This window comes from Burkholderia sp. AU39826 (assembly GCF_020419965.1).
Lineage (GTDB): Bacteria > Pseudomonadota > Gammaproteobacteria > Burkholderiales > Burkholderiaceae > Burkholderia > Burkholderia semiarida.
The window spans coordinates 144973-168095 of the sequence record NZ_JAIZQG010000004.1; the positions used below are offsets into that span (position 1 = coordinate 144973).

Annotated in this window: 27 protein-coding genes, 1 tRNA gene and 1 pseudogene; 20 read left to right on the forward strand and 9 right to left on the reverse strand. The window is 63.3% G+C overall.

The window, feature by feature from the left end; genetic code table 11:
• Positions 1-10 precede the first annotated feature (10 nt).
• Together otsA and LGM42_RS11765 are read left to right on the forward strand one after the other, a co-directional pair.
• Positions 11-1432, forward strand: coding sequence for an alpha,alpha-trehalose-phosphate synthase (UDP-forming) (gene otsA / locus LGM42_RS11760; RefSeq protein WP_226232273.1), 1422 nt, complete (start codon positions 11-13; stop codon positions 1430-1432).
• On the forward strand, positions 1425-2018 hold the full coding sequence (locus LGM42_RS11765) for an AAA family ATPase (RefSeq protein WP_089465279.1): 594 nt from the start codon (positions 1425-1427) through the stop codon (positions 2016-2018). Before otsA ends, LGM42_RS11765 begins: the two co-directional genes overlap by 8 nt.
• 30 nt (positions 2019-2048) lie before the next feature.
• Here LGM42_RS11765 and LGM42_RS11770 read toward each other — a convergent pair whose 3' ends face one another.
• Both LGM42_RS11770 and LGM42_RS11775 read right to left on the reverse strand, forming a co-directional pair.
• Positions 2049-3416 (reverse strand): MFS transporter, encoded by a 1368-nt coding sequence (locus LGM42_RS11770; protein ID WP_226232274.1) that lies wholly within the window; start codon positions 3414-3416, stop codon positions 2049-2051.
• 182 nt (positions 3417-3598) lie between these two features.
• Positions 3599-3979: a DUF5594 family protein gene (locus tag LGM42_RS11775; RefSeq protein WP_059576572.1), complete on the reverse strand. Its 381-nt coding sequence runs from the start codon at positions 3977-3979 to the stop codon at positions 3599-3601.
• Positions 3980-4096: 117 nt separating this feature from the next.
• Here LGM42_RS11775 and LGM42_RS11780 point away from each other — a divergent pair, with 117 nt between their 5' ends.
• Complete coding sequence (locus LGM42_RS11780; protein ID WP_226232275.1) at positions 4097-4483, forward strand: hypothetical protein; 387 nt, start codon at positions 4097-4099, stop codon at positions 4481-4483.
• A gap of 201 nt (positions 4484-4684) precedes the next feature.
• Here LGM42_RS11780 and LGM42_RS11785 read toward each other — a convergent pair whose 3' ends face one another.
• Positions 4685-5011, reverse strand: a complete 327-nt coding sequence (locus tag LGM42_RS11785; RefSeq protein ID WP_059576567.1) for a hypothetical protein — start codon at positions 5009-5011, stop codon at positions 4685-4687.
• Positions 5012-5154: 143 nt separating this feature from the next.
• Here LGM42_RS11785 and eco point away from each other — a divergent pair, with 143 nt between their 5' ends.
• On the forward strand, positions 5155-5643 hold the full coding sequence (gene eco, locus LGM42_RS11790) for a serine protease inhibitor ecotin (protein ID WP_226232276.1): 489 nt from the start codon (positions 5155-5157) through the stop codon (positions 5641-5643).
• 29 nt (positions 5644-5672) lie between these two features.
• On the opposite strand, the gene LGM42_RS11795 is transcribed toward eco, so the two are convergent.
• Positions 5673-6296, reverse strand: coding sequence for a TetR/AcrR family transcriptional regulator (locus LGM42_RS11795; protein WP_226232277.1), 624 nt, complete (start codon positions 6294-6296; stop codon positions 5673-5675).
• Positions 6297-6411: 115 nt separating this feature from the next.
• Between LGM42_RS11795 and LGM42_RS11800 the strand changes: the two genes are divergently transcribed.
• Positions 6412-7152 (forward strand): SDR family NAD(P)-dependent oxidoreductase, encoded by a 741-nt coding sequence (locus LGM42_RS11800; RefSeq protein WP_226232278.1) that lies wholly within the window; start codon positions 6412-6414, stop codon positions 7150-7152.
• Positions 7153-7206: 54 nt separating this feature from the next.
• Here LGM42_RS11800 and LGM42_RS11805 read toward each other — a convergent pair whose 3' ends face one another.
• Both LGM42_RS11805 and LGM42_RS11810 read right to left on the reverse strand, forming a co-directional pair.
• The gene (locus LGM42_RS11805; protein WP_226232279.1) at positions 7207-7539 is read right to left on the reverse strand and encodes a hypothetical protein; all 333 of its coding nucleotides are present in this window, start codon (positions 7537-7539) and stop codon (positions 7207-7209) included.
• A 210-nt stretch (positions 7540-7749) separates the two neighbouring features.
• A tRNA-Met gene (locus LGM42_RS11810) sits at positions 7750-7826 on the reverse strand.
• 173 nt (positions 7827-7999) lie between these two features.
• Here LGM42_RS11810 and LGM42_RS11815 point away from each other — a divergent pair.
• From LGM42_RS11815 to LGM42_RS11835, 5 genes are all read left to right on the forward strand, one after another.
• Positions 8000-8581, forward strand: coding sequence for an RNA polymerase sigma factor (locus LGM42_RS11815; protein ID WP_081103831.1), 582 nt, complete (start codon positions 8000-8002; stop codon positions 8579-8581).
• Positions 8582-8593: 12 nt separating this feature from the next.
• Positions 8594-8902 (forward strand): hypothetical protein, encoded by a 309-nt coding sequence (locus tag LGM42_RS11820; RefSeq protein WP_059576549.1) that lies wholly within the window; start codon positions 8594-8596, stop codon positions 8900-8902.
• 2 nt (positions 8903-8904) lie between these two features.
• Positions 8905-9201 carry a 4Fe-4S dicluster domain-containing protein gene (locus tag LGM42_RS11825; RefSeq protein WP_059646395.1) on the forward strand — a complete coding sequence of 99 codons (297 nt, stop codon included), beginning with the start codon at positions 8905-8907 and terminating at the stop codon, positions 9199-9201.
• A 101-nt stretch (positions 9202-9302) separates the two neighbouring features.
• The gene (locus tag LGM42_RS11830; RefSeq protein WP_395129000.1) at positions 9303-10025 is read left to right on the forward strand and encodes an O-methyltransferase; all 723 of its coding nucleotides are present in this window, start codon (positions 9303-9305) and stop codon (positions 10023-10025) included.
• 514 nt (positions 10026-10539) lie between these two features.
• A complete protein-coding gene (locus tag LGM42_RS11835; RefSeq protein WP_226232281.1) occupies positions 10540-11958 on the forward strand; it encodes a hypothetical protein in 1419 nt (472 codons plus the stop codon).
• Between the two features lie 78 nt (positions 11959-12036).
• Here the strand turns inward: LGM42_RS11835 and LGM42_RS11840 are convergent, their stop codons facing one another.
• Both LGM42_RS11840 and LGM42_RS11845 read right to left on the reverse strand, forming a co-directional pair.
• Positions 12037-12612: a recombinase family protein gene (locus LGM42_RS11840; RefSeq protein WP_226232282.1), complete on the reverse strand. Its 576-nt coding sequence runs from the start codon at positions 12610-12612 to the stop codon at positions 12037-12039.
• A 215-nt stretch (positions 12613-12827) separates the two neighbouring features.
• Positions 12828-13721: a hypothetical protein gene (locus LGM42_RS11845; RefSeq protein ID WP_226232283.1), complete on the reverse strand. Its 894-nt coding sequence runs from the start codon at positions 13719-13721 to the stop codon at positions 12828-12830.
• A gap of 232 nt (positions 13722-13953) precedes the next feature.
• Here LGM42_RS11845 and LGM42_RS11850 point away from each other — a divergent pair, with 232 nt between their 5' ends.
• From LGM42_RS11850 to LGM42_RS11895, 10 genes and pseudogenes are all read left to right on the forward strand, one after another.
• Positions 13954-14823 carry a hypothetical protein gene (locus tag LGM42_RS11850; RefSeq protein WP_226232284.1) on the forward strand — a complete coding sequence of 290 codons (870 nt, stop codon included), beginning with the start codon at positions 13954-13956 and terminating at the stop codon, positions 14821-14823.
• Positions 14824-14940: 117 nt separating this feature from the next.
• A complete protein-coding gene (locus LGM42_RS11855) occupies positions 14941-15204 on the forward strand; it encodes a helix-turn-helix transcriptional regulator (RefSeq protein ID WP_226232285.1) in 264 nt (87 codons plus the stop codon).
• On the forward strand, positions 15204-15479 hold the full coding sequence (locus LGM42_RS11860; RefSeq protein WP_226232286.1) for a hypothetical protein: 276 nt from the start codon (positions 15204-15206) through the stop codon (positions 15477-15479). Before LGM42_RS11855 ends, LGM42_RS11860 begins: the two co-directional genes overlap by 1 nt.
• A gap of 354 nt (positions 15480-15833) precedes the next feature.
• Complete coding sequence (locus tag LGM42_RS11865; protein ID WP_038707849.1) at positions 15834-16010, forward strand: hypothetical protein; 177 nt, start codon at positions 15834-15836, stop codon at positions 16008-16010.
• The gene (locus tag LGM42_RS11870) at positions 16003-16305 is read left to right on the forward strand and encodes a hypothetical protein (RefSeq protein ID WP_009908644.1); all 303 of its coding nucleotides are present in this window, start codon (positions 16003-16005) and stop codon (positions 16303-16305) included. The genes LGM42_RS11865 and LGM42_RS11870 overlap by 8 nt, the downstream gene beginning before the upstream one ends.
• Positions 16298-16510 (forward strand): hypothetical protein, encoded by a 213-nt coding sequence (locus LGM42_RS11875; protein WP_006765346.1) that lies wholly within the window; start codon positions 16298-16300, stop codon positions 16508-16510. Before LGM42_RS11870 ends, LGM42_RS11875 begins: the two co-directional genes overlap by 8 nt.
• A complete protein-coding gene (locus LGM42_RS11880; RefSeq protein WP_014722320.1) occupies positions 16503-16850 on the forward strand; it encodes a hypothetical protein in 348 nt (115 codons plus the stop codon). Before LGM42_RS11875 ends, LGM42_RS11880 begins: the two co-directional genes overlap by 8 nt.
• 9 nt (positions 16851-16859) lie before the next feature.
• Positions 16860-17186, forward strand: coding sequence for a hypothetical protein (locus LGM42_RS11885; protein ID WP_124631619.1), 327 nt, complete (start codon positions 16860-16862; stop codon positions 17184-17186).
• A gap of 127 nt (positions 17187-17313) precedes the next feature.
• Positions 17314-20174, forward strand: a pseudogene (locus tag LGM42_RS11890) (DUF927 domain-containing protein).
• 678 nt (positions 20175-20852) lie between these two features.
• On the forward strand, positions 20853-21650 hold the full coding sequence (locus LGM42_RS11895) for a TIGR02391 family protein (RefSeq protein WP_059833452.1): 798 nt from the start codon (positions 20853-20855) through the stop codon (positions 21648-21650).
• Between the two features lie 124 nt (positions 21651-21774).
• Here LGM42_RS11895 and LGM42_RS11900 read toward each other — a convergent pair whose 3' ends face one another.
• Positions 21775-22989, reverse strand: a complete 1215-nt coding sequence (locus LGM42_RS11900; RefSeq protein WP_226232287.1) for a tyrosine-type recombinase/integrase — start codon at positions 22987-22989, stop codon at positions 21775-21777.
• Between the last annotated feature and the right edge of the window lie 134 nt (positions 22990-23123).

Below are 23123 nucleotides of genomic sequence, written 5' to 3' on the forward strand. Positions count from 1 at the left end.
GGGAAATCGCATGAGCAGATTGATCGTGGTATCGAATCGTGTCGCCGCCGGCGAGGACACGCGCCCGAGCGCGGGCGGCCTGGCCGTCGGCGTGATGGACGCGCTGCGGGAAACGGGCGGCGTCTGGTTCGGCTGGAACGGCGAGATCGTCGGTGCGCCGGACGCCGAGCCCGCGATCCAGCGGGACGGCAACGTGACCTACGCGACGGTCGGCCTGACCCGGCGCGACTACGACCAGTACTACCGCGGCTTCTCGAACGCGACGCTGTGGCCGGTGTTCCATTACCGCGGCGATCTCGCGCGCTTCGACCGGCAGGAGTACGCCGGCTACCTGCGCGTGAACGCGATGCTCGCGAAGCAGCTCGCCGCGCTGTTGCGCCCGGATGACCTGATCTGGGTGCACGACTACCACCTGCTGCCGTTCGCGCACTGCCTGCGCGAGCTCGGCGTGAAGAACCCGATCGGCTTCTTCCTGCATATCCCGTTTCCGTCGCCCGACGTGCTGCGCCTCGTGCCGCCGCACGAGGAACTCGTGAAGTTCATGTGCGCGTACGATGTCGCGGGCTTCCAGACCGAGGCCGACAAGCAGGCCTTCACCGACTACATCGAGCGGCGCGGCATCGGCGCGGCGAGCGACGACGGGATGCTGCATGCGCACGGCCGCGTCGTGAAGGTCGCGGCCTATCCGATCGGCGTGCATCCCGACGCGATCGCGCAGGCGGCTATCCAGTACGGCGCTCGCAAGCCGGTGAAGATGCTGCGCGAGGCGCTGGGCGACCGCAAGCTGGTGATGAGCGTCGATCGCCTCGATTATTCGAAGGGGCTCGTCGAGCGCTTCCAGTCGTTCGAGCGGATGCTCGCGAATGCGCCGGGCTGGCAAGGGCGCGTGTCGCTGCTGCAGATCGCGCCGCCGACGCGTTCCGACGTGCAGACCTACCAGCAGATCCGCGAGACGCTGGAAGGCGAGGCCGGCCGCATCAACGGCCGCTTCTCGCAGCTCGACTGGACGCCGATCCAGTATCTGAACCGCAAGTACGAGCGCAACCTGCTGATGGCGTTCTTCCGGATGTCGCAGGTCGGCTACGTGACGCCGCTGCGCGACGGGATGAATCTCGTCGCGAAGGAATACGTCGCGTCGCAGGATCCGGCCGATCCGGGCGTGCTCGTGCTGTCGGAGTTCGCGGGCGCGGCGGCCGAGCTGACCGGCGCGCTGCTCGTCAATCCGTACGATCTGTCGCAGATGGCCGAGGCGCTCGAACGCGCGCTGTCGATGCCGCTCGCGGAGCGGCAGGCGCGTCACGCGGAGAACCTCGCGCGGCTGCGCGAGAACGACCTGTCGGTCTGGCGCGACACGTTCGTCGCCGACCTGCGCAGTGTCGCGGCGGCGGCGTCGGTCACGCGGCGCGCGGGCCAGCGGGCCGCGCATGCGTGAGTTCGCGCAGCGTGCAGCGAGTGACGACGAAGAAGCCGACGACGCAACCGGCCGCTTCTTCGTCGTGACGGGCGGCCCGGGGTCGGGCAAGAGCACGTTGCTCGATGCGCTCGAGCGCGCCGGGTTCGCACGTTCGCAGGAAGCCGGGCGCGGCGTGATCCGCGACCAGATGGCCGTCGACGGTCCGGCGCTGCCGTGGCGCGACCCGGCTGCGTTCGCCGAGTTGATGCTGAGCTGGGAGATGCGGTCCTACCATCTCGCGCGGCACGCGCGCGGGCCGGTGTTCTTCGACCGCGGCGTGCCGGACGTGATCGGCTATCTGAAGCTGACCGGATTGGCGGTACCCGCGCACACGGAAGCGGCGGCGCGGCGTTTTCGTTATCACCGGCGCGTGTTCATCGCGCCGCCGTGGCCCGACATCTATGCGCAGGACACCGAGCGCCGGCAGGATTTCGCGGAAGCGGTGCGGACCCATGACGCGATGGTCGATTGCTATACGTCGTACGGCTATCGGCTGATTGAGTTGCCGCGCGCGAGCGTGAAGGCGCGCGTGCGCTTCGTGATGGACACGCTCGACGCCGCTTGACACCCGCCGCGGGTGCGGCGCGCGACGGTGTCAGGCCGCCGGGTCCGGCGGCGGCGACGCGATGCGCAGCAGGCTGACCGCCGCTGCCACCGCCGCGAACACCGTGGCGACAAAGAGTGCGATCGTCGGCCCGCGATCGGGCGCGAGCCCGAAAATCAGCGCGACGAGCGCGGCGCCGAACGTCTGGCCCGTCAGGCGCGCGGTGCTCAGCATGCCGCCGGCGCCGCCGCTGCGCTCGCGCGGCGCCGACGACAGCATCGCGCGGTTGTTCGGCGACTGAAACAGCCCGAAGCCCGCGCCGCACAGCGCCATCCGCCACACGATGTCGACAGTGCCCGGGTGCGCGCCGATCGTCGCGAGCGACAGCAGCCCGGCGGCAAACAGCGCAAGCCCGATCCCGCCGAGCATGCCGGCCGAATAGCGGTCCGACAGCACGCCCGCGAGCGGCGCGGCGAACACGATCACGAGCGGCCACGGCGTCATGTAGAGGCCCGTCTCGACCTGCGAGAAGCCGAGCGAATGCTGCAGCCAGAACGGCAGCGCGACGAACGCGAGCATCTGCGACGTGAACGACGCCATCGACGTGTAGATCGACAGCGCGAACATCGGGATGCGCATCAGGTCGACGGGCAGCAGTGGCGCCGGCTGCGACAACTGACGCTTCACGAAGAAGTAGCCGACCACGCCCGCGATGGCCAGTTCCGCCGCGACGTACGCATGACCTTCGCCGTGACCGAGCCCGTCGACGGCCGTGATCAGGAGGCCGAACACGCACGCGTTCATCAGTGCGCTCGGGAAGTCGTACGGCGCGTCGTGCAGCGGGTTGGCCGGCAGCGCGCGCAGGCTGCCGAGCACGGCCGCGATGCCGATCGGCACGTTGACCGCGAAGAGCCACGGCCACGACGCGAACGACAGGATCGCGGACGCGACCGTCGGGCCGATCGCCGACGACAGCGCGACCACCATCGCGTTGATCGACAGCCCGCGCCCGAGCATCGACGACGGGTAGATCATCCTCACGAGCGCCGCGTTGACGCTCATGATGCCGGCCGCGCCGAACCCCTGGATCACGCGCATCACCGCCAGCATCGGCAGCGAGCCGGCCAGCGCGCAGCCGAGCGACGCCGCGGTGAACAGCGCGAGCCCGGCGATGTAGATGCGGCGATAGCCGATGCGCTCGCCGAGCGACGCGAGCGGCAGGAGCGTGATCGTGACCGCGAGCTGGTACGCGTTGACGATCCAGATCGACGCGGCGTCGGACGCGTGCAGGTCGCGCGCGATGGTCGGCAATGCGACGTTCGCGATGGCGCCGTCGAGCACGGCGAGCGTGATGCCCAGGGCGACGCAGACGATCGCCCAGTAGCGTTGCGGAAGCGGCAGGCCGGTATCGGCGTTCATGGCGGGAGCGAGAGCAGGGTTATCCGCGCACCCGCTTGCCGGTTGCGTGCGCAACCATGTACGCGGGAGGCGGCGATGAACGGCCCGGCCGGCGCGGCTGCACCGGGGCGGGGCCGGTCGAGTGTATCACCGGGCCGCATCGCGCGACGCCAAGCCGCGAGGTGGCCGGCTGGCGCGCGTATTCAGCCTTCGAAGTCGAGGCCGCCGAGCCGCACGAGCGGCTCGGCCTGCGTGCGCGACGCGAGATCGATGTCGCGCGCGCTTTGCCATGCGCCGAGCTTTCTCGGCAGCGCGGCGAGGTAGTGCTCGAAGCGTTGCGGGCCGTCGGGTTCCATCAGCCGCTCGATCTCGTCGGTGTCCCACGTCAGTTCGAGATTCAGCGGATGCACGAAGCCGCTCACGTGCTCGTGCGGCGCGCTGCGGATCTGCACGCGCGTCGGGTGCCCGTGCCCGCCATAGGGGACGACGTCGGCCCGCACGTGGTCGGCGAAGAACGCGGCGATCGCCTGCGCGATGCGCGGCGCGAATTCGGTATCGAAACGGCGGGCGGTTTCGGGCTGCATGAAGGCGTCTCCTGTGTGCCGAAAATCGTAGCACGGCGACGACGCGTTTCGGCGTGGGCGATACCGGTAATCGCGCGTTACCACTTGCTGCATCTATTACGGCCGCGTCCCGCCACAATGCATCGCATCCAGTACCACTTCGCGTGGGAGTCCATCATGAAAAAGATTGCCGCAGTGTGTGTCCTCGCCGGTTCGCTCGCCGTCGCGGGGCCGGCGTCCGCGCATGGCCGCGACGGCGGCGCCGTCATCGGCGCATTGATCGGCGGGGCGGTGCTCGGCGCGATCGTGACGTCCGCGATGAATCCGCCCGTCGCGTATCAGGCGCCGGCCTATCAGCCGCCGACGTACTACCAGGCGCCCGCATACCAGCAGCCGGCCTATCCGACCTACCAGCAGGCGCAGTACCAGGACGACGGCCCGAACTATTGCTACGACCGCTACCAGCGCGCGTACGTGTGCGGTGCGCCCGTGTCCGGCGGCTACGCGCGGCCGGCTGGCTGGTAAGCGCGCGGCGTTCCGCGTGCGATCGCGGTTCCGGACCGGTCGGCCGGCGTGCGCCGCCGTTCGCTTTGCCGGGCCGGACGACGAAAGGCCCTCGCTCGATGCGAGGGCCTTTCGTCGTTTGCGTGGCCATTCTGTGGCCGGAGTAATGCGCCGCCGGCCATCGGCGGGCCGTGCGTGGATACAAACGGTTGCAATTGAACGTCAGTGGCGATGACCGCCGCCGTCGCCGCGACCGTGTCCGCCGCCACCGCCTTCGTTCCAGTCGCCACGGCGTCCGCCGCCGCGCCACCAGCCGTTGCCGCGGTTGCCGCGGTCGCCGTCCCAGCGATGATAGTCGCGCCGGCCGCGATCCCAGTCGCGTCCGCCGCCACCGCCCCAGATGTTGACCGTGCCGTACACCGGGGACGGGGCGTACGCGTAGCCGGGATCGGAATAGTAGGGCTGCCCGTAGCCGTATCCGGCGTCCGGGGCGACGACGCAGCCGGCCAGCAGGGTAGCGACGCCGGCGGCAGCAATGAGCTTGAGCATGATGTTCTCCGTTGATTGCGCTATAAGTACCGCGCTCGGGGATTGCCGGCTGTTTGCAATTGTGTCGCCAAATTACAGCTCCGTAAGGTCTTGCGACGAAAGTGATAGCATCCGGGGCTCATTGGTTTTTCAGGAGCACATCGATGAAATTCGCGATCCGGGCCGCGCTGGCCGCCTTCTGCGTAACGACCGCCGCCGCCTGCGTGGCCGCGCCTGCCGTATCCGCCGAGTCGATCAAGATGTTTCCGCAGGCACCGGCCGGCCAGCAGCGCGCCGTGATCGCGCTGCCCGCGCTCGAGAACGAAGGCGATGCGCGCGTCGAGCTGATGATTGGCAAGACGTTGCAGACCGACTGCAACCAGCATTGGTTCGGCGGCGAGCTGACCGCCGAGGATGTGAAGGGGTGGGGCTACACGTATTACCGGCTCACCGACGTGAAGGGGCCGGCATCGACGTTGATGGCGTGCCCGGGCCAGGCGCCGCAGCAACGGTTCGTGCAGGTGCGCGGCGACGGTCAGCTGCTGCGCTACAACAGCCGCCTGCCGCTCGTCGTCTATGTGCCGGACGGCTTCGATGTGCGCTATCGCGTGTGGCATGCGTCGAAGGACGTGCAGCAGGCTGCGAAGCAGTAACCTTTCCTTCGGCGGTATCCTGCCGCTATCTATACACCGGCCGCGCTGCTCGTGCCGACGAGCGCCGGCCATGCGGCCAGCGCGGCCTGCGCGACGGCCTCCAGATCGCGGCGGCTCGCGCCGTCGCGCGCCTGGATCGACATGCCTTGCTGAACCGTCACGTAGTAGCGGGCGATCGCGTCGAGGTTCGCCTGCGTTGATATTTCTCCTGCCGCGACGCCTTGCACGAGGCGTTCCCGCAGCGCGTCGACCGTGCCCTCGCGCATCGCGATCAGCGTTTGCCGGACCATATCGGAACGTTCGGCCGGATGCAGCGCCGACAGCACGATCAGGCAGCCGGCCGGCTTCGAGCGCCGCGTGAACACGCGTGCGGTATCCATCAGGTAGTTGTGCACGGCCTCGTACGCGCTGGCCGCCCGTTCGACGCCGCCCCAGATTTCCCGTCCCTCGGTTGCGCGGTAATGCTCGAGCGCTTGCCGGAACAACGCTTCCTTGCTGCCGAAGGCCGCATACAGGCTCGGCGACGCGATGCCCATCGCGGCCGTCAGGTCCGTCATCGACGCCCCTTCGTAGCCGAGACGCCAGAACACCTCCATCGCGCGATCCAGCGCCGCTTCCTTGTCGAAGCTTCTCGGTCGGCCTCGTTCAGCCATTGCGTCCGTTCCTTCATCGATATCTGTATCGATCGATAAAATAAATCAATTGACTGCGCGGTGCAACGTGCCACATTCTGTGTCGGTCGTTACATAAATTGGGAAAGGAACCGACATGAATCGACTTCAAGGCAAGCGTGCACTCATCACGGGCGGCAGCCGCGGCATCGGCGCGGCGATCGCGAAACGGCTGGCGGCCGATGGCGCGGACGTGGCGATCACGTATGAAAAATCCGCCGAGCGGGCGCAGGCCGTGGTCGCCGGCATCGAAGCGCTGGGCCGCAGAGCCATTGCGATCCAGGCCGACAGCGCCGATCCGGTGGCGGTGCGCAACGCGGTCGATCGTGCCGCGGAAGCGTTGGGTGGCCTCGACATTCTCGTCAACAACGCGGGGATTTTCCGGGCCGGCGCGCTGGACGACCTCACGCTCGACGATATCGACGCGACGCTGAACGTGAACGTGCGCGCTGTGATCGTCGCGTCGCAGGCGGCGGCGCGGCATCTCGGGGAGGGCGGGCGCATCGTGTCGACCGGCAGTTGCCTCGCGACGCGCGTGCCCGATGCCGGGATGAGCCTTTATGCGGCGAGCAAGGCCGCGTTGATCGGCTGGACGCAGGGGCTCGCGCGCGATCTCGGCTCGCGCGGCATCACGGTCAACGTCGTGCATCCGGGGTCGACCGATACCGACATGAATCCGGCCGACGGCGAGCATGCCGATGCGCAGCGTGCGCGGATGGCGATTCAGCAGTACGGCAAGGCCGACGACGTGGCCGCGCTCGTGGCGTTCGTCGTCGGGCCGGAAGGGCGGTCGATCAACGGGACGGGGCTGACGATCGACGGCGGGGCGAACGCGTAAAGGCCGATGCCCGGCGTGAGCTGGCCGGGTGGGAGGTGTGTGTTCGCGCGCCCGTTACTGGCAGCCGAGGCGCTGGTGCTCGGCTTCCAGGTCGGCCCGTTTGTCGTAGGTGCGCAGTTCGTTGCGCGGCTTGCCGTCGGGGCCTGTTCCTCGCACGACCTTCTGGCCGCGGTCGGGCGAATGCGTGACCGCGTCGATGCCGGCGGCCAGTTCCCGGCAGCGGGCGTCGGGGGAGGTGCTTTCCGGGCGTGGGGCTGCCGAAGCCGTGACGTTGGCGATGCCGGGGCTGACGTAGCGCTGTTTGGCGGGAGCCGAGCCGGCGTCGGCGGCGTTTGCGGTGGCGGACATCGCTGAAAGCGCGGCGAGCGCCGCGATCGTTCGAATCATTCGAGAATTCCGTGTGTTGAACCGAAGAAGGTTCGGAATTCTACGCAATGTTCGGTGCATGTCCGCGGCGAACGGGCGAGGTGCGATCGTGTGTCGCACGTCGTGGCGAGCGCTCGATTGCACCATCTTCGTGTACCGCGCCGCGCGCGCAAGCAATATTCCCCAGGCAGCAAAAAGCCCGCTTGCTTTCGCAAAGCGGGCTTCGGTATTTGGTTGCGGGGGTAGGATTTGAACCTACGACCTTCGGGTTATGAGCCCGACGAGCTGCCAGACTGCTCCACCCCGCGGCGCGAAGTGTACTTGGGTCGGTGCGCGGAGTCAAACGATTCGTGCAAAGACGGGCTGATGTCATATCGGGCCTGTTCCTTGAAACCCCTGCCACGCAGGGAAGCCGATGCGTGCAGCCGCAAATTTTTTACGTTCGCCACAATATTCGCGCGCCTGAAACGTCTTCAGACGCATGGAACCGCCACCCACTTCGCAAACGATGACCGACCCAGACCGCGACATCACTGCGACAGTGATGCGTGAGCGAACGAGGCTAGGGAACTTTATTCGGCGCCGGATCCGCGACCCGGACGACGCCGAGGACGTTCTGCAGGATGTGCTTCACGAATTCGTGCAGGCTTATCGGCTTCCGGCGCCGATCGAACAGGCGAGCGCGTGGCTGTTCCGTACCGCGCGCAACCGCATCATCGATCGTTTCCGCAAGAAGAAGGAACAGCCGCTGACTGATCTACTCGATGCCGACGACGAAGCGGACAGCGAGTATCGCCTGGATCTCGCGCTACCGGCACACGATGCCGGCCCTGAAGCGCTCTACGCTCGCACGCTGCTGCTCAAGGCGTTGCAGGATGCGCTCGACGAGTTGCCGGCGAATCAGCGCGAGGTTTTCATCGCACACGAACTGGAAGGGCTGTCCTTCAAGGAGCTGGCCGCGCAGAGCGGCGTCACGCTCAATACGCTGCTCGCGCGCAAACGCTACGCGGTCCTGCACCTGCGTGCTCGACTGCAACCCATTTATGACGAACTGGATATCTAGAGGAGTCGACGGATGAATTTTCGAATCAGATGTGCGGGCAAGGCGCTGCTCGTGGTGGTCGCCATCGGCGTGCTCGGATGGGTCGTCATGATGCTGTGGAACTGGGTGATGCCGGGGTTATTCGTCGGCGCACGGACGATCGACTTCGCCCATGCGCTGGGCCTGCTCGTGTTGAGCCGCATCCTGTTCGGCGGATTCCGCGGACACCGCGGCTGGCACGGCCGGCGTCATTGGCGCAAGTGGGAAGCCATGACGCCCGAAGAACGCGAGCAATTCCGGGCCGCATGGCGGTCGCGTGGCAAGCGGCCTACGGAGGAGTGAACATGCGCGAGAAATCAACGGCCGACTGCAAGCAGAAGGCGGGCGTGATTGCGCCCGTCGTCGATCTGAAACGTTGTGAAGGCAAGGGCGATTGCGTCACCGTCTGCCCTGAAAACGTGTTCGAGGTCCGGCGCATCGATCAGGCCGATTATCTCGATCTTGGCCTGATGCATCGCTTGAAGTTGCGCGTGCACGGAATGAAAGTCGCGTACACGCCGAATGCGGACGCGTGCAGATCATGCGGGCTTTGTGTGACGGCGTGCCCTGAACGGGCGATCACGCTTGCCCGACGGGCATAGCATCGCTCGTGCTTGCCGACGATCGAACGGCAGCGCAGGGAGCCTGACGGCGGACTGGCAGTCGCTGGATACGCCGTCTACGTCATCAACTTCGTGAAGGAATGGACTTGGCTTCGACCACCAACGCTCTTTTGCAACGGCTTCATGAAGAGAGCCAGAGCGAAATCATCGCCCGCGCACGCGCGCAGTTCCAGGGGCCGAACGAGGCGTTTCCGACGCTCGTCGACGAATACGAAGCGCTCGCCCCGAGGTTGCGAGGACGGTTTCTCGAAACGTTCGGCCTGTTCACCGAGGATTTCGAATCATCGGGAGGCAGTGCGCTATCGTTGGCCGTGTCGGCGGAAACGGGAAGGTTTTTGCGCAATATGGTGCTCGCGCAACGGCCGAGCAGAATCCTCGAGCTCGGCAGTTCCTGCGGCGTGTCGACGCTGTATTTCGCCGATGCGCTGCGCACGCTGGGCCGTGGCGTGGTCATTGCAACTGAATGCGATGCGCTCAAGTGTGCGCGTTTGCGGGCTCATGTCGAAGCTGCGGGCCTGGATGCCTATGTCGACGTGCGGGAGGGCGATGTATTCGAGACGGTTGCCGAGCTGGAAGGAGCCGTCGACATGGTGTTTATCGACGTATGGGCAGACGCGTACTTGACGCTGTTCAGACAGATCGAGCGCTTGCTGCGGCCCGGAACGGTCGTGCTGGCCGACAACATGTACACGGCCGAGGAAGCCGTTCGACCGTACAAGCACTACCTCGACGAGGATCCGCGGTTTTCGACCACGACGCTGGATTTTGAGTCGGGGGTGGAGTTTACGGTCGTTGTGGCTTGAGGGAAGTTTCTTGCGAAGCCGGGGCAGTATCGGCTTGGCTGGTCCCCCGACAGAATTCATATCGCTTTGCTGCGTGTGCCGTTCGGGCGACGTTGTTTAGAAGATACCAACAAAAATACCAACAGGCGTATCGGCGTAGGCTCGATCAGTCGAAGGTCGGTGCTGTACGGAACGTTGCTGTGCCGCCGGAAGCAAAAATATTTGGAGATTTGGAGATAGACGGTTGTATCGGCCTGTAAGCCTTGTCTGGTAAGGCTGTGGTTATCTCCAAGTCTATCTCCAAAGTACACATTTTCTTGGAGATAACTTTGGAGACAGGCGACTTAGCAACGTGGTCGTATGACTGCTCGCAAACTTTCGCCCCGTCTGGAGCGCTCCGCGCAAAAGAACTCCCCCCGCCGCCGCTTGCTCGGCCGGCGACAACAATCGAGCTGGGTGAACGATAGGGACGGGGCCCCCACTGTCTCAAGCTAGAATATCGAGACAAGACGAACGATCAGCACGGGGTAGGGCAATGCAGAGCTTTTGCGATTACTACGGTATCGATCCTGATGTATTCGAGGCGTCAGGTGCGCTGGATCCCGTATTCGGTGTTGATACTCGGCTCTTTATCGATCCGTGCCTGCTCAAGCATACGGATACCCCTGAGCTAGCCAACAGTTACGATCGGGTGTCCGAGCATTTTGCAGACGTCCTCAAGATCGTCTCGAATATTGGAACCGAGGGGGACGTTTTCTGGCGAGCTGCCGATCAGAGGCTTACTTTTCCGGAAGTGCATGGGTTGTGCATCGGATATGCCACTAACGGGAAAACAGGGAGTGGGATGGGGGCAGGGCTTCGAAAACCTTTGCTTTCAACGGTAAAGAAAATCATCGATGCGGGCGTGAAGGATCCAGCATTGTTCGAGCTGGTCGGTGCATTCGAGGACAATATCGGACCGGACAGAATCAGCGACATGGTCGCCCGAATTATCCTTGATGATCTTGTTAAGTTCACCCAGCGTGTATGTAGTGATTGCGGAATTCCAATGGAGCCGCTAGTCGTGTCTAAGGGGGTGCCGAAAGAGGATATGCCGCTGAATCCAATTACTGGAAAGGCAGTTATTTTGGTTCCTCGGGATATATTGCGGGATCTTCCAATGGCAGAAACGTATGGTGACATTTCTCGAATTGCCTATGAGAATAAGCTACTCCGGGACGAGTTAAATGCGATCATCGGCGATTCGTGGCGTAAGGCGACTCTTTCCGATCAGAAGGAGGTCTTGCGAAATTCGTTCATTAAATACCCGGATATTCTGTTGGAGGTTCTCGGGGCATATCACAAGGCCGGTAGGAGTCTATACGATTTCAAGGATGATCCAGCCGGCGAGACTCGCTGGTACCGAGCTTCTAAGGAATTCTCGACGGCATATCCGCTAGAGTTGACGCTCGAAGCGCCCGCTGATACTGATCGTGTCTTTGCGGTGGTGCGGAAGATCTGTCAGCATTTCCGAGAGCTGATTGAGGATAATCAGCTTTGCAAGCTTCTTTATAATAAAGATGGAACCCGAAAACATGAGTCGGCGGCTCAGCTGGTGTTTTTCGGAATAGCGTCCGCATATTGCCGTGCCAACGGTCTCGAGCTATCCCCGGAAAGTGACGGCGGTCGTGGTCCGGTGGACTTTAAGCTGAGTAGTGGTTTTGACGGTCGAGTATTGGTTGAGGTGAAGCTAACTAGTAATTCTCAGCTATTCCACGGATTTGAGAAGCAACTCCCGATATACCAAAAGGCCGAGAAAGCGACGAAGGGAGTGTATCTGGTCATCGATAACGGTGCCTCTGAGGATCGAATGACTGCGTTCCGTAATCTGATTATGTCTGCAGGAAAGGATGCACCAGAAGTTATTATTGTCGATGGCGTCCCGAGGCCTTCTGCCAGCAAGGCCGATGAGTAATGGCCGGTTGCTCAATTGTCGTTAAAATCGAGGCAGGTCCTACCGATTCGGTGAAAAGTAACTTTGGCCGTCACTGCTCTACGTCGCATCCCGTACACGCATAATCGTCTGACGACTCGTTTCATATTGTTTGGCAAGTGCGGCCACAGACGCGCCTTCGCCGAGTAAGTGGCGCACTTCGATTTGTTGTTGCTTCGTTAGCGCAGTCGGTCGACCCATAGTCTTCCCTTCTGCTCTTGCCCGCGCGATCCCGGATTGGGTGCGCTCGATCAACAGGTCGCGTTCAAATTCAGCGACGGCGTTCAATACCTGCATCGTCATGCGGCCGGCAGCGCTGGTCAGATCGACCCCTCCGAGTGCGAGACAGTGAATCCGGATGCCTCGTTCTGCCAGCATTTCGACCGTCGCACGAACATCCATTGCGTTACGGCCAAGGCGATCGAGCTTCGTCACGATCAGAACGTCGCCTTCCTCCATCTTAAGTAACAGCTCGGAAAACCCCGGTCGCTGGTGCGCGCTTACGCTTCCAGAAATGCTTTCCGTAACGACGCGGCGCTTGTCGACGGAAAAGCCTGCCGCCTCGATCTCGCGAAGTTGGTTGGCCGCAGTCTGATCAGTCGTACTTACTCGGGCGTATGCGAAGGTTCGGGACATGCTGCTCTCTGTGTACGAAATGGATGTCCGAATGATAGACCATGTCCGAAAGTTGTGAAAGCTTATTTTCGGACATGGCTTCGCGATAGTGTCCGAAAGGGTTCGGTTTCGGACATATGGTTGGGTTGGCGGTAGATGGTCGTTCGATCGGCCGCCAGGGTGAAAGGGAACACGCAGTTGGTCGAACGCCAACAATCGCGACCAGCGGATAGACGTCACGCCGGTTGAGTTGGACCGGTCAATTCGATCCCGTAGTGCTGCCGGGCCGCGTTGATAAACTGGACGTCTGAGTCAGCAGCTATTCTTCGGCTTCCAGCCGGGTCACCGGGTAGAAACACGAAGCCCACTTTACCTGCGTAGAAATAGATAGCTGTCGCCCGAGGGTCCTCGTTTGCGGCAAGAAACGTATAGCCGGTCAGCCCTTCTTCGGTCGACCGTCCCACGTACACCGATTGCAAATACTCCAGTTCCCCAGAGATTCGAGCATTTACCACTCTGGTAACTGCGTCGGTTACGGCGCCGACCGTTTCGACGGATTTCCTATGACACAGCCTTTCCAATGCATCCGTCGCGACCGCGAACCATCGCTCGCCATCCATCGGCTCGAATGGCTCCGTTATGAATGAGCCGTCCGGCTGTTGCACCATGCGTATCTTCGGCCCGGCATACGCACCCAACAGTGCGCTTAACTGGCGGTAGCCTTCTGCGTCGCCAATGTAGGCTCGTTCGGCATTTCGTATGCCGTCCTCCAGCGTCACTTTGTCAAGCATCGGGCCATTGTCCAGCAATCGCAGAATTAGAAAGTCTGCGCGCTGGGCTTCCGGTATCTCAGTTGCGCGTCGTTGGTACATCTCCAAAAGACATCTCGGGACGTCAACGTTTGGGTGCGTTTCAGTCTCTGCTTTCAGTTCCGCAATGAGGTCGCAGGCTAAGCTGGGATCACCAGCGAACGCGACCGCTAGACGGCCGGACAGTATGTGAACCTTCAATGTATGACGTGCGCCGTTGAACGGGCCCCCGTCACCCCGCAATGTGACGGGCGAGCTTAGAAGGGTGTCGGCGATCAAGAAGCCTATTTCTCTTGTGGCGTGTCCAATGATCAAAGTCATCGTTGTCTCTCCGTCTTATTCGGGGCCCGACGTGACGCTGCCGCTCAAGCATAACCGGTAGGCTGCGACGGCGTAGGTAGAGGCTGGCGGCTTCGAACTCAGTGCGCGGAATTATCGGCGTGGTAACTCGTGAGAAAATGCTTGCCGTCGAGCCTAGGGCGGCCACCCGAAAACCGGACACCTTCACCGGCTGGCTCGGCGTTCTTCGTGAAGGTCCACGCGAAGGGTGGATATGAGAAAGTCGCGCAACCTCGTGCACGAGGAAATAGATCCCGACGAAGAGCCGGTATCAGCGAACGAGCTGACCGCGTTTGTCGATCGCGGCCCGTCAGCGAAAATCAAACAAGTCTCCGACCATTTTCTGCATCTCGATCCGGTCGACAGGGATAGTCCTGCGGCACAGGCCGCCGCTGTTCAGCTAATCAAGGCGGAGTATGAGCGGTGGGAGCGCGAGCATTTTCAGATGGAGCGCCTAGATTTGCTTCGGGCGCGACGGCTTGCATCGAGCGATTCATTGCCGTATCCGCTGGAACAGAATGCGGGGCACGTTGCACGCCTAAGCGGCGGGAAGTACGACCGGGCGGAATGGATGTATGCCTTGTATTTGCGTGGAGTGGCGGAGGCAAGGCGGCGAGCGCGCGCTGGCGGAGACTTGTCCGACCTACCGAAGCCGGACAAGGCCGTCGCTGCGCAGATTCGAAAGCTATGGCCGGACATGGAGCGCGCGATTGAATTTGCTGTTTCTGCTGATGTCAGCGGCATCCAGCGCGAACAGCGGATTTATGCTTTCGTCCATTGCGGCAGCACTCATGCCTTTACCGCTACACTTGAACTTCTGCATCGGCGCTTGAAGACCGCTTCCGCGAAACTGGCGGCAGAGGCGGTGCGCCGCGAGACGCGAAAGCGAGACGGATCTGTTGGCCGGGATGCCAATGTCGCTAAGGGTGCGGCAACGCGTGCACTGGTCAAGACCGAAGTCGCGCGCTATCGCAATCGTGGGGTCCAGATTGGAATCGACGAGCGAAAAGCTATCGCAGTGAAGCTGGGAATCTCTGAGCGTCACGTGCGCCGGGTGATAGAACAACTTGCAGACGACGATTGAGGGACGGACATTTCAGTGTGAAAGTGCAGGACATTCCTGCAATCCGGACATTCCACTTTAAAAGGTGCTGATCGCACGGCGATAGTCGCTCCCGTTACTGTCACTCAGGGAGCACAAATGTCCGCAAACAACGCATTCGCAACGCAAGCTCCGGCCACTCTGCCGCTTGATGGTCTTTCCAAATGGCGCGATCTGCGTCGATCAATTTGCCTGTCTCGTGAGACTGTTCGCAAGCGCGAACAGGAGGGGAAGTTTCCGCGCTCGATCCGCTTGACTCAGAGGTGTACGGTTTGGAACAACCGCGAAATCCATCGCTATCTCGCTGATCCGCTGAACTATCGCGCTGCCGATGCCGTGAATGCAGTGACGGAGGGCGTGTGATGACGAGCGCAACGAACGCGCGAGCGATGGCGCGTGACACCAAAAAACAGGCCGACGCGGAGTTCTACGATTGTGAACTCTCCCGCCTGCACGAACTGTTCAGCGACGTGCTCCAGTGTACGGAGCAGGGTGTGCGGCGCGATGCTGCATGCATGATCGTTGCCGCTGCGGGCGTCTTCGAGCGCGACGCGGTTCGGATGCCGACGCGCGCTAAGCATGCCGTCCGGCTGCTGAAGGAGGCGATTTTCATGCTAGATCCGAAGGTGTCGGCATGAGTGTTTGCCAAGTCACTTTGCCATGCCAGCGCACGGCGGGCATGGCCCCGCTTTCTCTGGACCGTTCTGCGCCGGATTTGCACGTCGCGACGGCACGCAGTATTCTATGCATGTCGCCGACACAGAAGCGACCGGGTTTGGAAGCCCGATTGTTCCAAGGCGGACGACCGCCGCAGTGCGGTTTTTTTACGTCCGTGTGCCTTCGCGCGCCTCTACGATCAATGGGTGGGCGACGGTGGGGAGGCTTCGGCCTGCCGGTTCCCTTGGACGCCGGTCTTCCAACCCTGCTGTCTGCCCGCCCACCCCATTTGGAAGTGGGGAGCGGGTTCAACCCGTCCAAGGAGGTCGCATTCAATGCGCCAGTCCACGCACGCCCGTACCGGGCAGCAATCCCACCTCATTCGATCCATCGTCCGCGCAGCGCTGCGCGATGCGGCAACCGCCAGCACGTATCAGGACGCGCTCGATGCAACCGGTGCGGCATTGGCCGCAATCGCCGCGCTCGTTCGTGCGGAGGTGCGTCATGGCTGAGCTGCGCTGCAAGATTGGCGATCTGGCGATCGTCACGAAGTGCGATGCTCGCTCGCGTATCGGCATGCTGGTCGAGGTGGCATCGGCTCGCCCGACGCCCGATCACGATTGGCGCGTGCGGATCTTGGGCGGCCCCGTCTCGGGGCGTAGCGTCTGTGGTCGCCGGTCTGGCGACTTCATGCACGCAGCCGTCCATGACTGGAACCTCACGCCGATTCGCGGCGAAGCGGAGCTGGATTGCACGGTCGACGTCCGGCACCTCCTCGCGTCGATTCTGGAGGTGCGCCATGTCTAAATACCGCCTGCCGAACGAAGTCACGATGATCGCCATGTGTGCGGCCCATCAGTTCGCCCAGCTCGAAGCCCTGTTCGATGCTGTCCGTTCGCATCTTGCGGAGGGCACCTACGAGCGGGCGCTCGTCGACATGGGGCAAAGCGTTGCGAGCCGGTACTCCGCCGAAATGCGCCGCACCGCGCAGCCGGAGGTGTGCCATGACTGACCAGCGCATCCGAACCGCGGTTATCAATGGCTTCGACAATGCGCCGCCGCTGGATACCGGCGCGCCGATCGAGCTGCAATTCGCCGTCGACCTGGGCGCGATCTGCGCCGACGCGTGGCTCGACCTGAAAGGCGACGTGCGGCTGCACGACTACGCGGCGCATCAAGCCGCCGCGTTCGCGCGCGGCATGGAAGCCGCCATGCAGGACGCTGGTGACGTCGACGCGCACCGCGTGACGATCAGCCGCCAAGCGTTCGCGGCCGGCCTGATGGGGCGCGTGCAGCAGCACCTGTTCGCGGCGCTCGGCCTCGTTACGCGCGAACCGCGCACGACGCACTGAGGGACGGTCATGGCAAAGACGAACAAGAATGCCGTGCAGCCGCTCGCGTCGGACTTCGTGGCCGAGGTGAATCGGCCCGATCGCAACCGCATCGGCACGCGGATCAGCGATGCAATGGAGCTGCTGGACAGCCTGCATTGGGCGGCCGACAAGGCCATGTCCGATGACGACTACTGGCTTGTGCTGAGCCTGTTCCGCGCATCCCTGCCGTCGATCGGCGCGGCGCTGGAGGCGGCCAACGACGCACTCGGCGAGTCGCGGCTCGGCCGCTACGTCTACAGCAACGACGTCACGGCCGGCGGTGCGGTTCTGGCGGTGCCTCGCGCGGCCGGCTGACGCCGCGCCACTAGGCATCGTCGAATCATTCAATTCTTCGCGCGTCGGGTAGCTGCTTGCCCGATATGGACTACTAATCGGAAGCCGACCGACGCGCGTCCAGTGGGAACCTATGAGTAACGCACCCATGTCCGAATTCGAGCGGGCGAGAGTCGCGCTCGGCTATGTTCCACCCGACGACCGTGACACGTGGAGTCAGGTGGGGATGGCGCTCAAGGCCGAGTTTGACGAGGAGGGCTTCGCCCTCTGGAACGAATGGAGCCAAGGCGCGCAGAACTACAACGGCAAGGACGCGCGCGATGTGTGGAAGTCGTTCAAGGGCGGCAAGATCACCATCAACACGCTGTTCCACCTTGCCAAACAAGGCGGCTTCGATCCGCGTGCGCATCGAGCGAAGCCGGTCGACCCAGCGGAGCGCGAGCGGCAGAAAGCCGAGCGCGCGGCCCGCGAAGCGGTCGAGCTGGCCGAACTGACCGAGAAACAGCAAGCCGCGTCGGTGCTCGCTGAATCGATCTGGTCGGCGGCCGAGCCTGCGCCGGCCGATCACCCGTATCTCGTTCGCAAGCGCATTCCGGTCGACGCGCTGCGCGTCTATCGCGGCGGCTTGTGCATCGGCACGGCCGCATGCGACGGCGCACTCGTCATTCCGGCCCGTGACGCGGACGGGAAGCTGTGGACGCTGGAGTTCGTCCTCACGGACGGCCAGAAACGCTATCTGCCGAATGGCCGCAAAGCGGGCTGCTTCTCGCTGATCGGCGGTCCGCTGTCTTCCGCGCCGTTCACGCTGCTGATTGGCGAGGGCTACGCCACGTGCGCGACCCTCGCGGCCGCGACGGGCTATCCGGCCGCCGTCGCGTTCGACGCCGGCAACCTGCACGCAGTGGCGACGGCGCTGCGCGGCCAGTATCCGGACGTCCGCATCGTCGTGTGCGCCGACGACGACCACACGACGAAGGGCAATCCGGGCGTGACGAAGGCCCGCGCGGCGGCCGAGGCCGTCGCCGGCATCGTCGCCGTGCCCGACTTCGGTCCGAACCGCCCGGCAACTGGCACCGACTTCAACGACCTGGCTGCGCACCTCGGCCCGGATGCGGTGGCCGCCGCCGTGCGTGCTGCGCTCGCGCCGACCGGCTCAGCGGATGCCGGCAAGGCCAAGGCAGCACTGCCCGCCGCGAAGCCCGCCAAGCGTCCGAAAACGGCCCGCGCGCAGGACGGCAAGTCGCGGTTCGTCGTCGACGACAAGGGCGTGTGGTTTCACGGCTTCAACAATCAGGGCGATCCGCTCCCGCCGCATTGGGTCAGCACGCGTATCGACGTGATTGCGGAGACGCGAAACGAGATGAACAGCGAGTGGGGCTACCTGCTCGAATTCACCGATCGCGACGGCATCCTGAAACGGTGGGCGGTGCCGGCCGGCCTCTTTGCCGGCGACGGCACGGAGCTGCGCCGCATGCTGCTCGATATGGGCGTGAAGCTTGGCGTGACGCAGATCGCCCGCACGCAGATCGCGAACTATGTCCAGATGGCGCAGCCGGACGAGCGCGTGCGCTGCGTGCCGCGCGTCGGCTGGCATCACGGCGCGTTCGTGCTGCCCGATCGCGTGATCGGTACCGGCAAAGAGGCGCTGATCTATCAGGCCGACACGCCGATCCAGAGCCAGTTCAAGGAGCGCGGCACGCTGGACGACTGGCAACGCGAGGTCGCAGCCTACTGCGTCGGCAATAGCCGCCTGCTGTTCTGCGTCGCTACCGCCTTCGCTGGTCCGCTGCTGCACTTCTCCGGGCTTCAGTCTGGCGGCTTTCACCTGCTCGGCACGACGTCCAAGGGCAAGTCGACGGGCGGCGTCATCGCCGCGTCCGTGTTCGGCTCGCCGGACTACGTGCGGAGCTGGAAGGCGACCGACAACGCGCTCGAAGCCGTCGCCACGCAGCATAGCGACGCGCTGCTGATCCTCGATGAAATCGGGCAGGTCGAGCCGCGCTTGGTCGGCGATGTGATCTACATGCTCGCGAACGAATCGGGCAAGGCTCGCGCGTCGCGTAGCGGGTCGGCCAAGCCCGTTCTCACGTGAGGCTGCTGTTCCTGTCGAACGGCGAAAAGAGCGTGTCCGCGCTTATGGCCGAGGGCAACAAGCCCATGAAAGGCGGTATCGAGGTGCGACTGCCCGCGATTCCGGCCGAGGTCGGCGAAATGGGCGTCGTGGAGAAACTGCACGGCTTCCCGACGCCGGCCGCGCTGATCGAGCATCTAGAGCGGCACGCAGGCATGCACTACGGCACGGCCGGCCCCGCGTTCATCGAGTGGGCGTCGTCTCAGGCCGGCGAGCTGGCCGAGCATCTGCGCATGCGCGTCGATGAGCTGGTCGGGCAATGGGTGCCGGACGGCTCGCATTCGCAGGTTGCACGCGTGGCGAAGCGGTTCTGCCTCGTTGCGGTAGCCGGCGAGCTGGCGACGGCGCACGGCCTGACCGGCTGGCCGCAAGGTGAAGCGGTCGAGGCCGCACGTCGCTGCTTCGAAGGCTGGCTCGAACTGCGCGGCGGCACCGGCAACTCGGACGAAGCCGAAGCCGTGCGGCAGGTACAGCATTTCCTCGCCGCACACGGCGACAACCGTTTCGTGTGGATGAACCGGGCACAGGACGACCATCGGCCCAACGTGCCGCATCGAGCGGGTTTCAAGCAGCACGTAAAGCGCGACGAGCGACGCACGCCCATCGCCTCCGATCGCGAGTATTACGCCGAGTTCGGCGGCAAGATGAGCGCCGACGATGCGGAGAGCGTCGAGACGGAATACCTGATCGAAGCGGCCGTGTTCCGCAAGGACGTGTGCGCCGGCTTCGATCACAAGATCGTCGCCAAGGCACTGATGAAGCGCGGCGTGCTGATGCCGCGTAGCGACGGCTATCCGTACCGGCAGGAATACATCCCCGGTCACGGCAAGTTCATGGTCTACCGCGTGCTGCCGTCCATCTTCACGCTTGAGCTGTGAAAAGCGCCGCCGCCGTCCGGGAGGGCGGTGGCGGGCATTCCTTTGCGCGGCATTTTTGGCCCGTGCGTCAAAGTTACTTTGAGCGATACGCTCCAGATGGAACCGGGCCGGCGATGGCCGCGAATCTTGCCGTAACCGTAACAATCCAGCCCGGTTTATCTCCAGTATCTCCAGCGTTCTCCAAATCGTTTGGAGACACGCGAAGCCTTACCCCATAAGGCTTTGCGCCCGATTCAGACGTTTATCTCCAAATCTCCAACTCGTTTTGCACTGAGCGGACAGGCAGCGACCGACTGTATCAACCGCGAAGCCCGACGGGGCGCGGGTCTCCGGGATTCAAGGTGCGTCGACAACGTGTTTTTGAGGCGGGGGTCCGCGATGCGCCCCGATCGGGCATTGTTGCGCCGGCCGCAAGGGTCGGGGTGGCCGGAATACGGGGGACCCTGCGTCTAGGGCAAAGACGCGGGGGCTCACACCCGCGTGTTTTTCCTACTCCCGGCCCGCCTAAGGGGGGTCATATTCATACCGAAATGCAGGGAGCCGGCAGTGCAGTGCCAACTCTGAAAAGTCGGTGGGAGGTGCGCGACAAGGGGGGCATATCGTCGCGGAGGGTGTCGGGCTAGCAGGGGATGACGCCTGCTATGATCATCGGAAATCAACGGCGGCAAGAGAGACCAAATGGTGACGAGAAAAGCCCAGCCCGCACAACCTCGGCAGGCCAACCTTACGCCCGATCAGATGCGGGCCGCGATTCCGAAACTTGAGCGCAGAATCGCCGAATTGAGGGACTTCGATCCGACGACGGTCAACGCACGGAATGATCCACGAATCGGTGTCATGGATAAAAAACTGGAGCAGACAATAGCCGACGTTTTCGGCGTCGATACCGTCGAGTTCTCCCGGTATCGACCGCGCAGTATCGACAGAGGCAACATCTACTTCGGGTCCGAGCTTCCGCTGCATGAGGTGCGACAAGGCCTCAACTTGGGTAAAGCCGAGCAGACGGCTAACCTGCAAAGCATCATCGACCTATTCAAAGAAAACCTAGAAGACGGGGCGGAAACGCCCGCGAGTAAGGCGCGCCGTAGTTTCGGTGATCTTGATCTACATGCGGACATAGCGCGCGAGTGTTCGAAGCTTTTCGAGGACGGCCATTATGCACAGGCGGTCGAAACCGCGTGCAAGGTGCTGGATATGCTGGTGCAGTTCCGAAGTATGCGTCCGGATGTGACCGGTACGGCGCTAATGCGCTTGGTCTTCAGCCCGAAAGCGCCAATCCTCAAATTCAATGATCAACAAAACGACAGCGAAAAGAGCGAGCAGGAGGGGATGATGCACCTGTACGAAGGGGCGATGATGGCGCTTCGCAATCCACGTGCACATGGCATTACCCAAGATCACCCGGAGCGCGCAGTCGAGTACCTAAGCTTCGTTAGCATGTTGGCAAAGGCGCTGGATAGAACGCAACGGGCGTAACGCAGCAATCGCGACGTTGAGCAACAGGCGTCTCGGAGTTCGGTGAGTCATTAAAGAGTGCGCACTTCCATCGATGGTGTTGAAGGAAAGGCGTGCGCGAAGTGATGTGGGCGGCCCCGTTCCGCTATTGGGCTGATGCGATGTGCAGGACCTCCGCCCCCGTCGTGAGGCGGTCGAGGTGATCGCCCCATGCCTGCATCATTCGCCGACGTTCCGGCAGGTATTCAGCGTGGACATACGCGGCTGTCACCTGATTGCGCTCGGCGTGTGCCATTTGGCGCTCTACAACGTCCCGGCCGAAGCCAAGTTCACGCAGAGCCGTAGCCGCCAACCCTCGAAAGCCGTGCCCCGTCATCCGCGACTTGTAGCCCATGCGATAGAGCGCATAGAGCATCGTGTTGTTCGAAATGTGGCTCCGGCCTTGCACGCTGTAGAACACGAATCGATGCTGGCCATTGAGCGCGCGAAGCTGGGCGAGCACGTCGAGCGCCTGCCGCGATAGGGGCACGATGTGCGGGTCGCGCATCTTCATGCGTTCAGGCGGAATGCGCCATTCCGCTGCGGGCTCGTCAAACTCTGACCACTCTGCACGGATCATTTCCGTTGTCCGCACGAAGGTCAGAGCCATCAAGCGGAGCGCGAGCCGGGTAACAAGGTCGCCTTGGTAGGCGTCAATGTCGCGCATGAGTTGCGGAATCTCTGTCGCCTTGACGCGGGCCATGTGCTGCACGCCGGGACCTTTCTTCAAGACCGTCTGCGCATCGATGTCGGCCGCCGGGTTCCTGGAGCATCGTCCCGTCATGATCCCATACTGGAAGACCGCGCGAGAGCGCTGGAGAATCCGCTTCGCTGTCTCGCGCACTCCGCGCGCCTCGACCTCGCGAACGATGCTGAGCATCTGCGGCGAATCGATCTCCGCGATCGGGCGAGGGCCGATCTTCGGGAACACGTCGACCTCAAGCGAATTCAGCACCTTCTCCGCGTAGCCGTCGCTCCAGCCCATACGCTGAGAGTCGAACCACTCGCGGGCTACCGCTTCGAACGAGTTGGCCGCCGCGATCTCGGCGGCCCGTCTTGCGTCCTTCTTCGCCTCGCCCGGATCGATGCCGGCCGCGATCTGCTCGCGGGCCTCGTCGCGCTTCTTCCGTGCCGTCGCAAGCGTCACGGCCGGATAGACGCCGAGGGCGAGCGTCTTCTGCTTCCCAAGGAAGCGGTAGGACAAGCGCCAGTACTTCGCGCCGTTCGGTTGGACGAGCAAGAACATCCCGTTGCCGTCCGTCAGTTTGTATGGTGCCGCGCCGGCCTTCGCGTTGCGCACCTGTATGTCAGTGAGAGGCATTGTTGGTATCTGTGTTGTTGGTATCTGCTGATACCAACAAAAATGCCAACACTTTCGCTGGCTGTCACTGAGCAACCTTGGGTAACGATAGGAGCTAGAGCGCCGCCAGACGGGCTTGAGCGGGGGATTTCTTG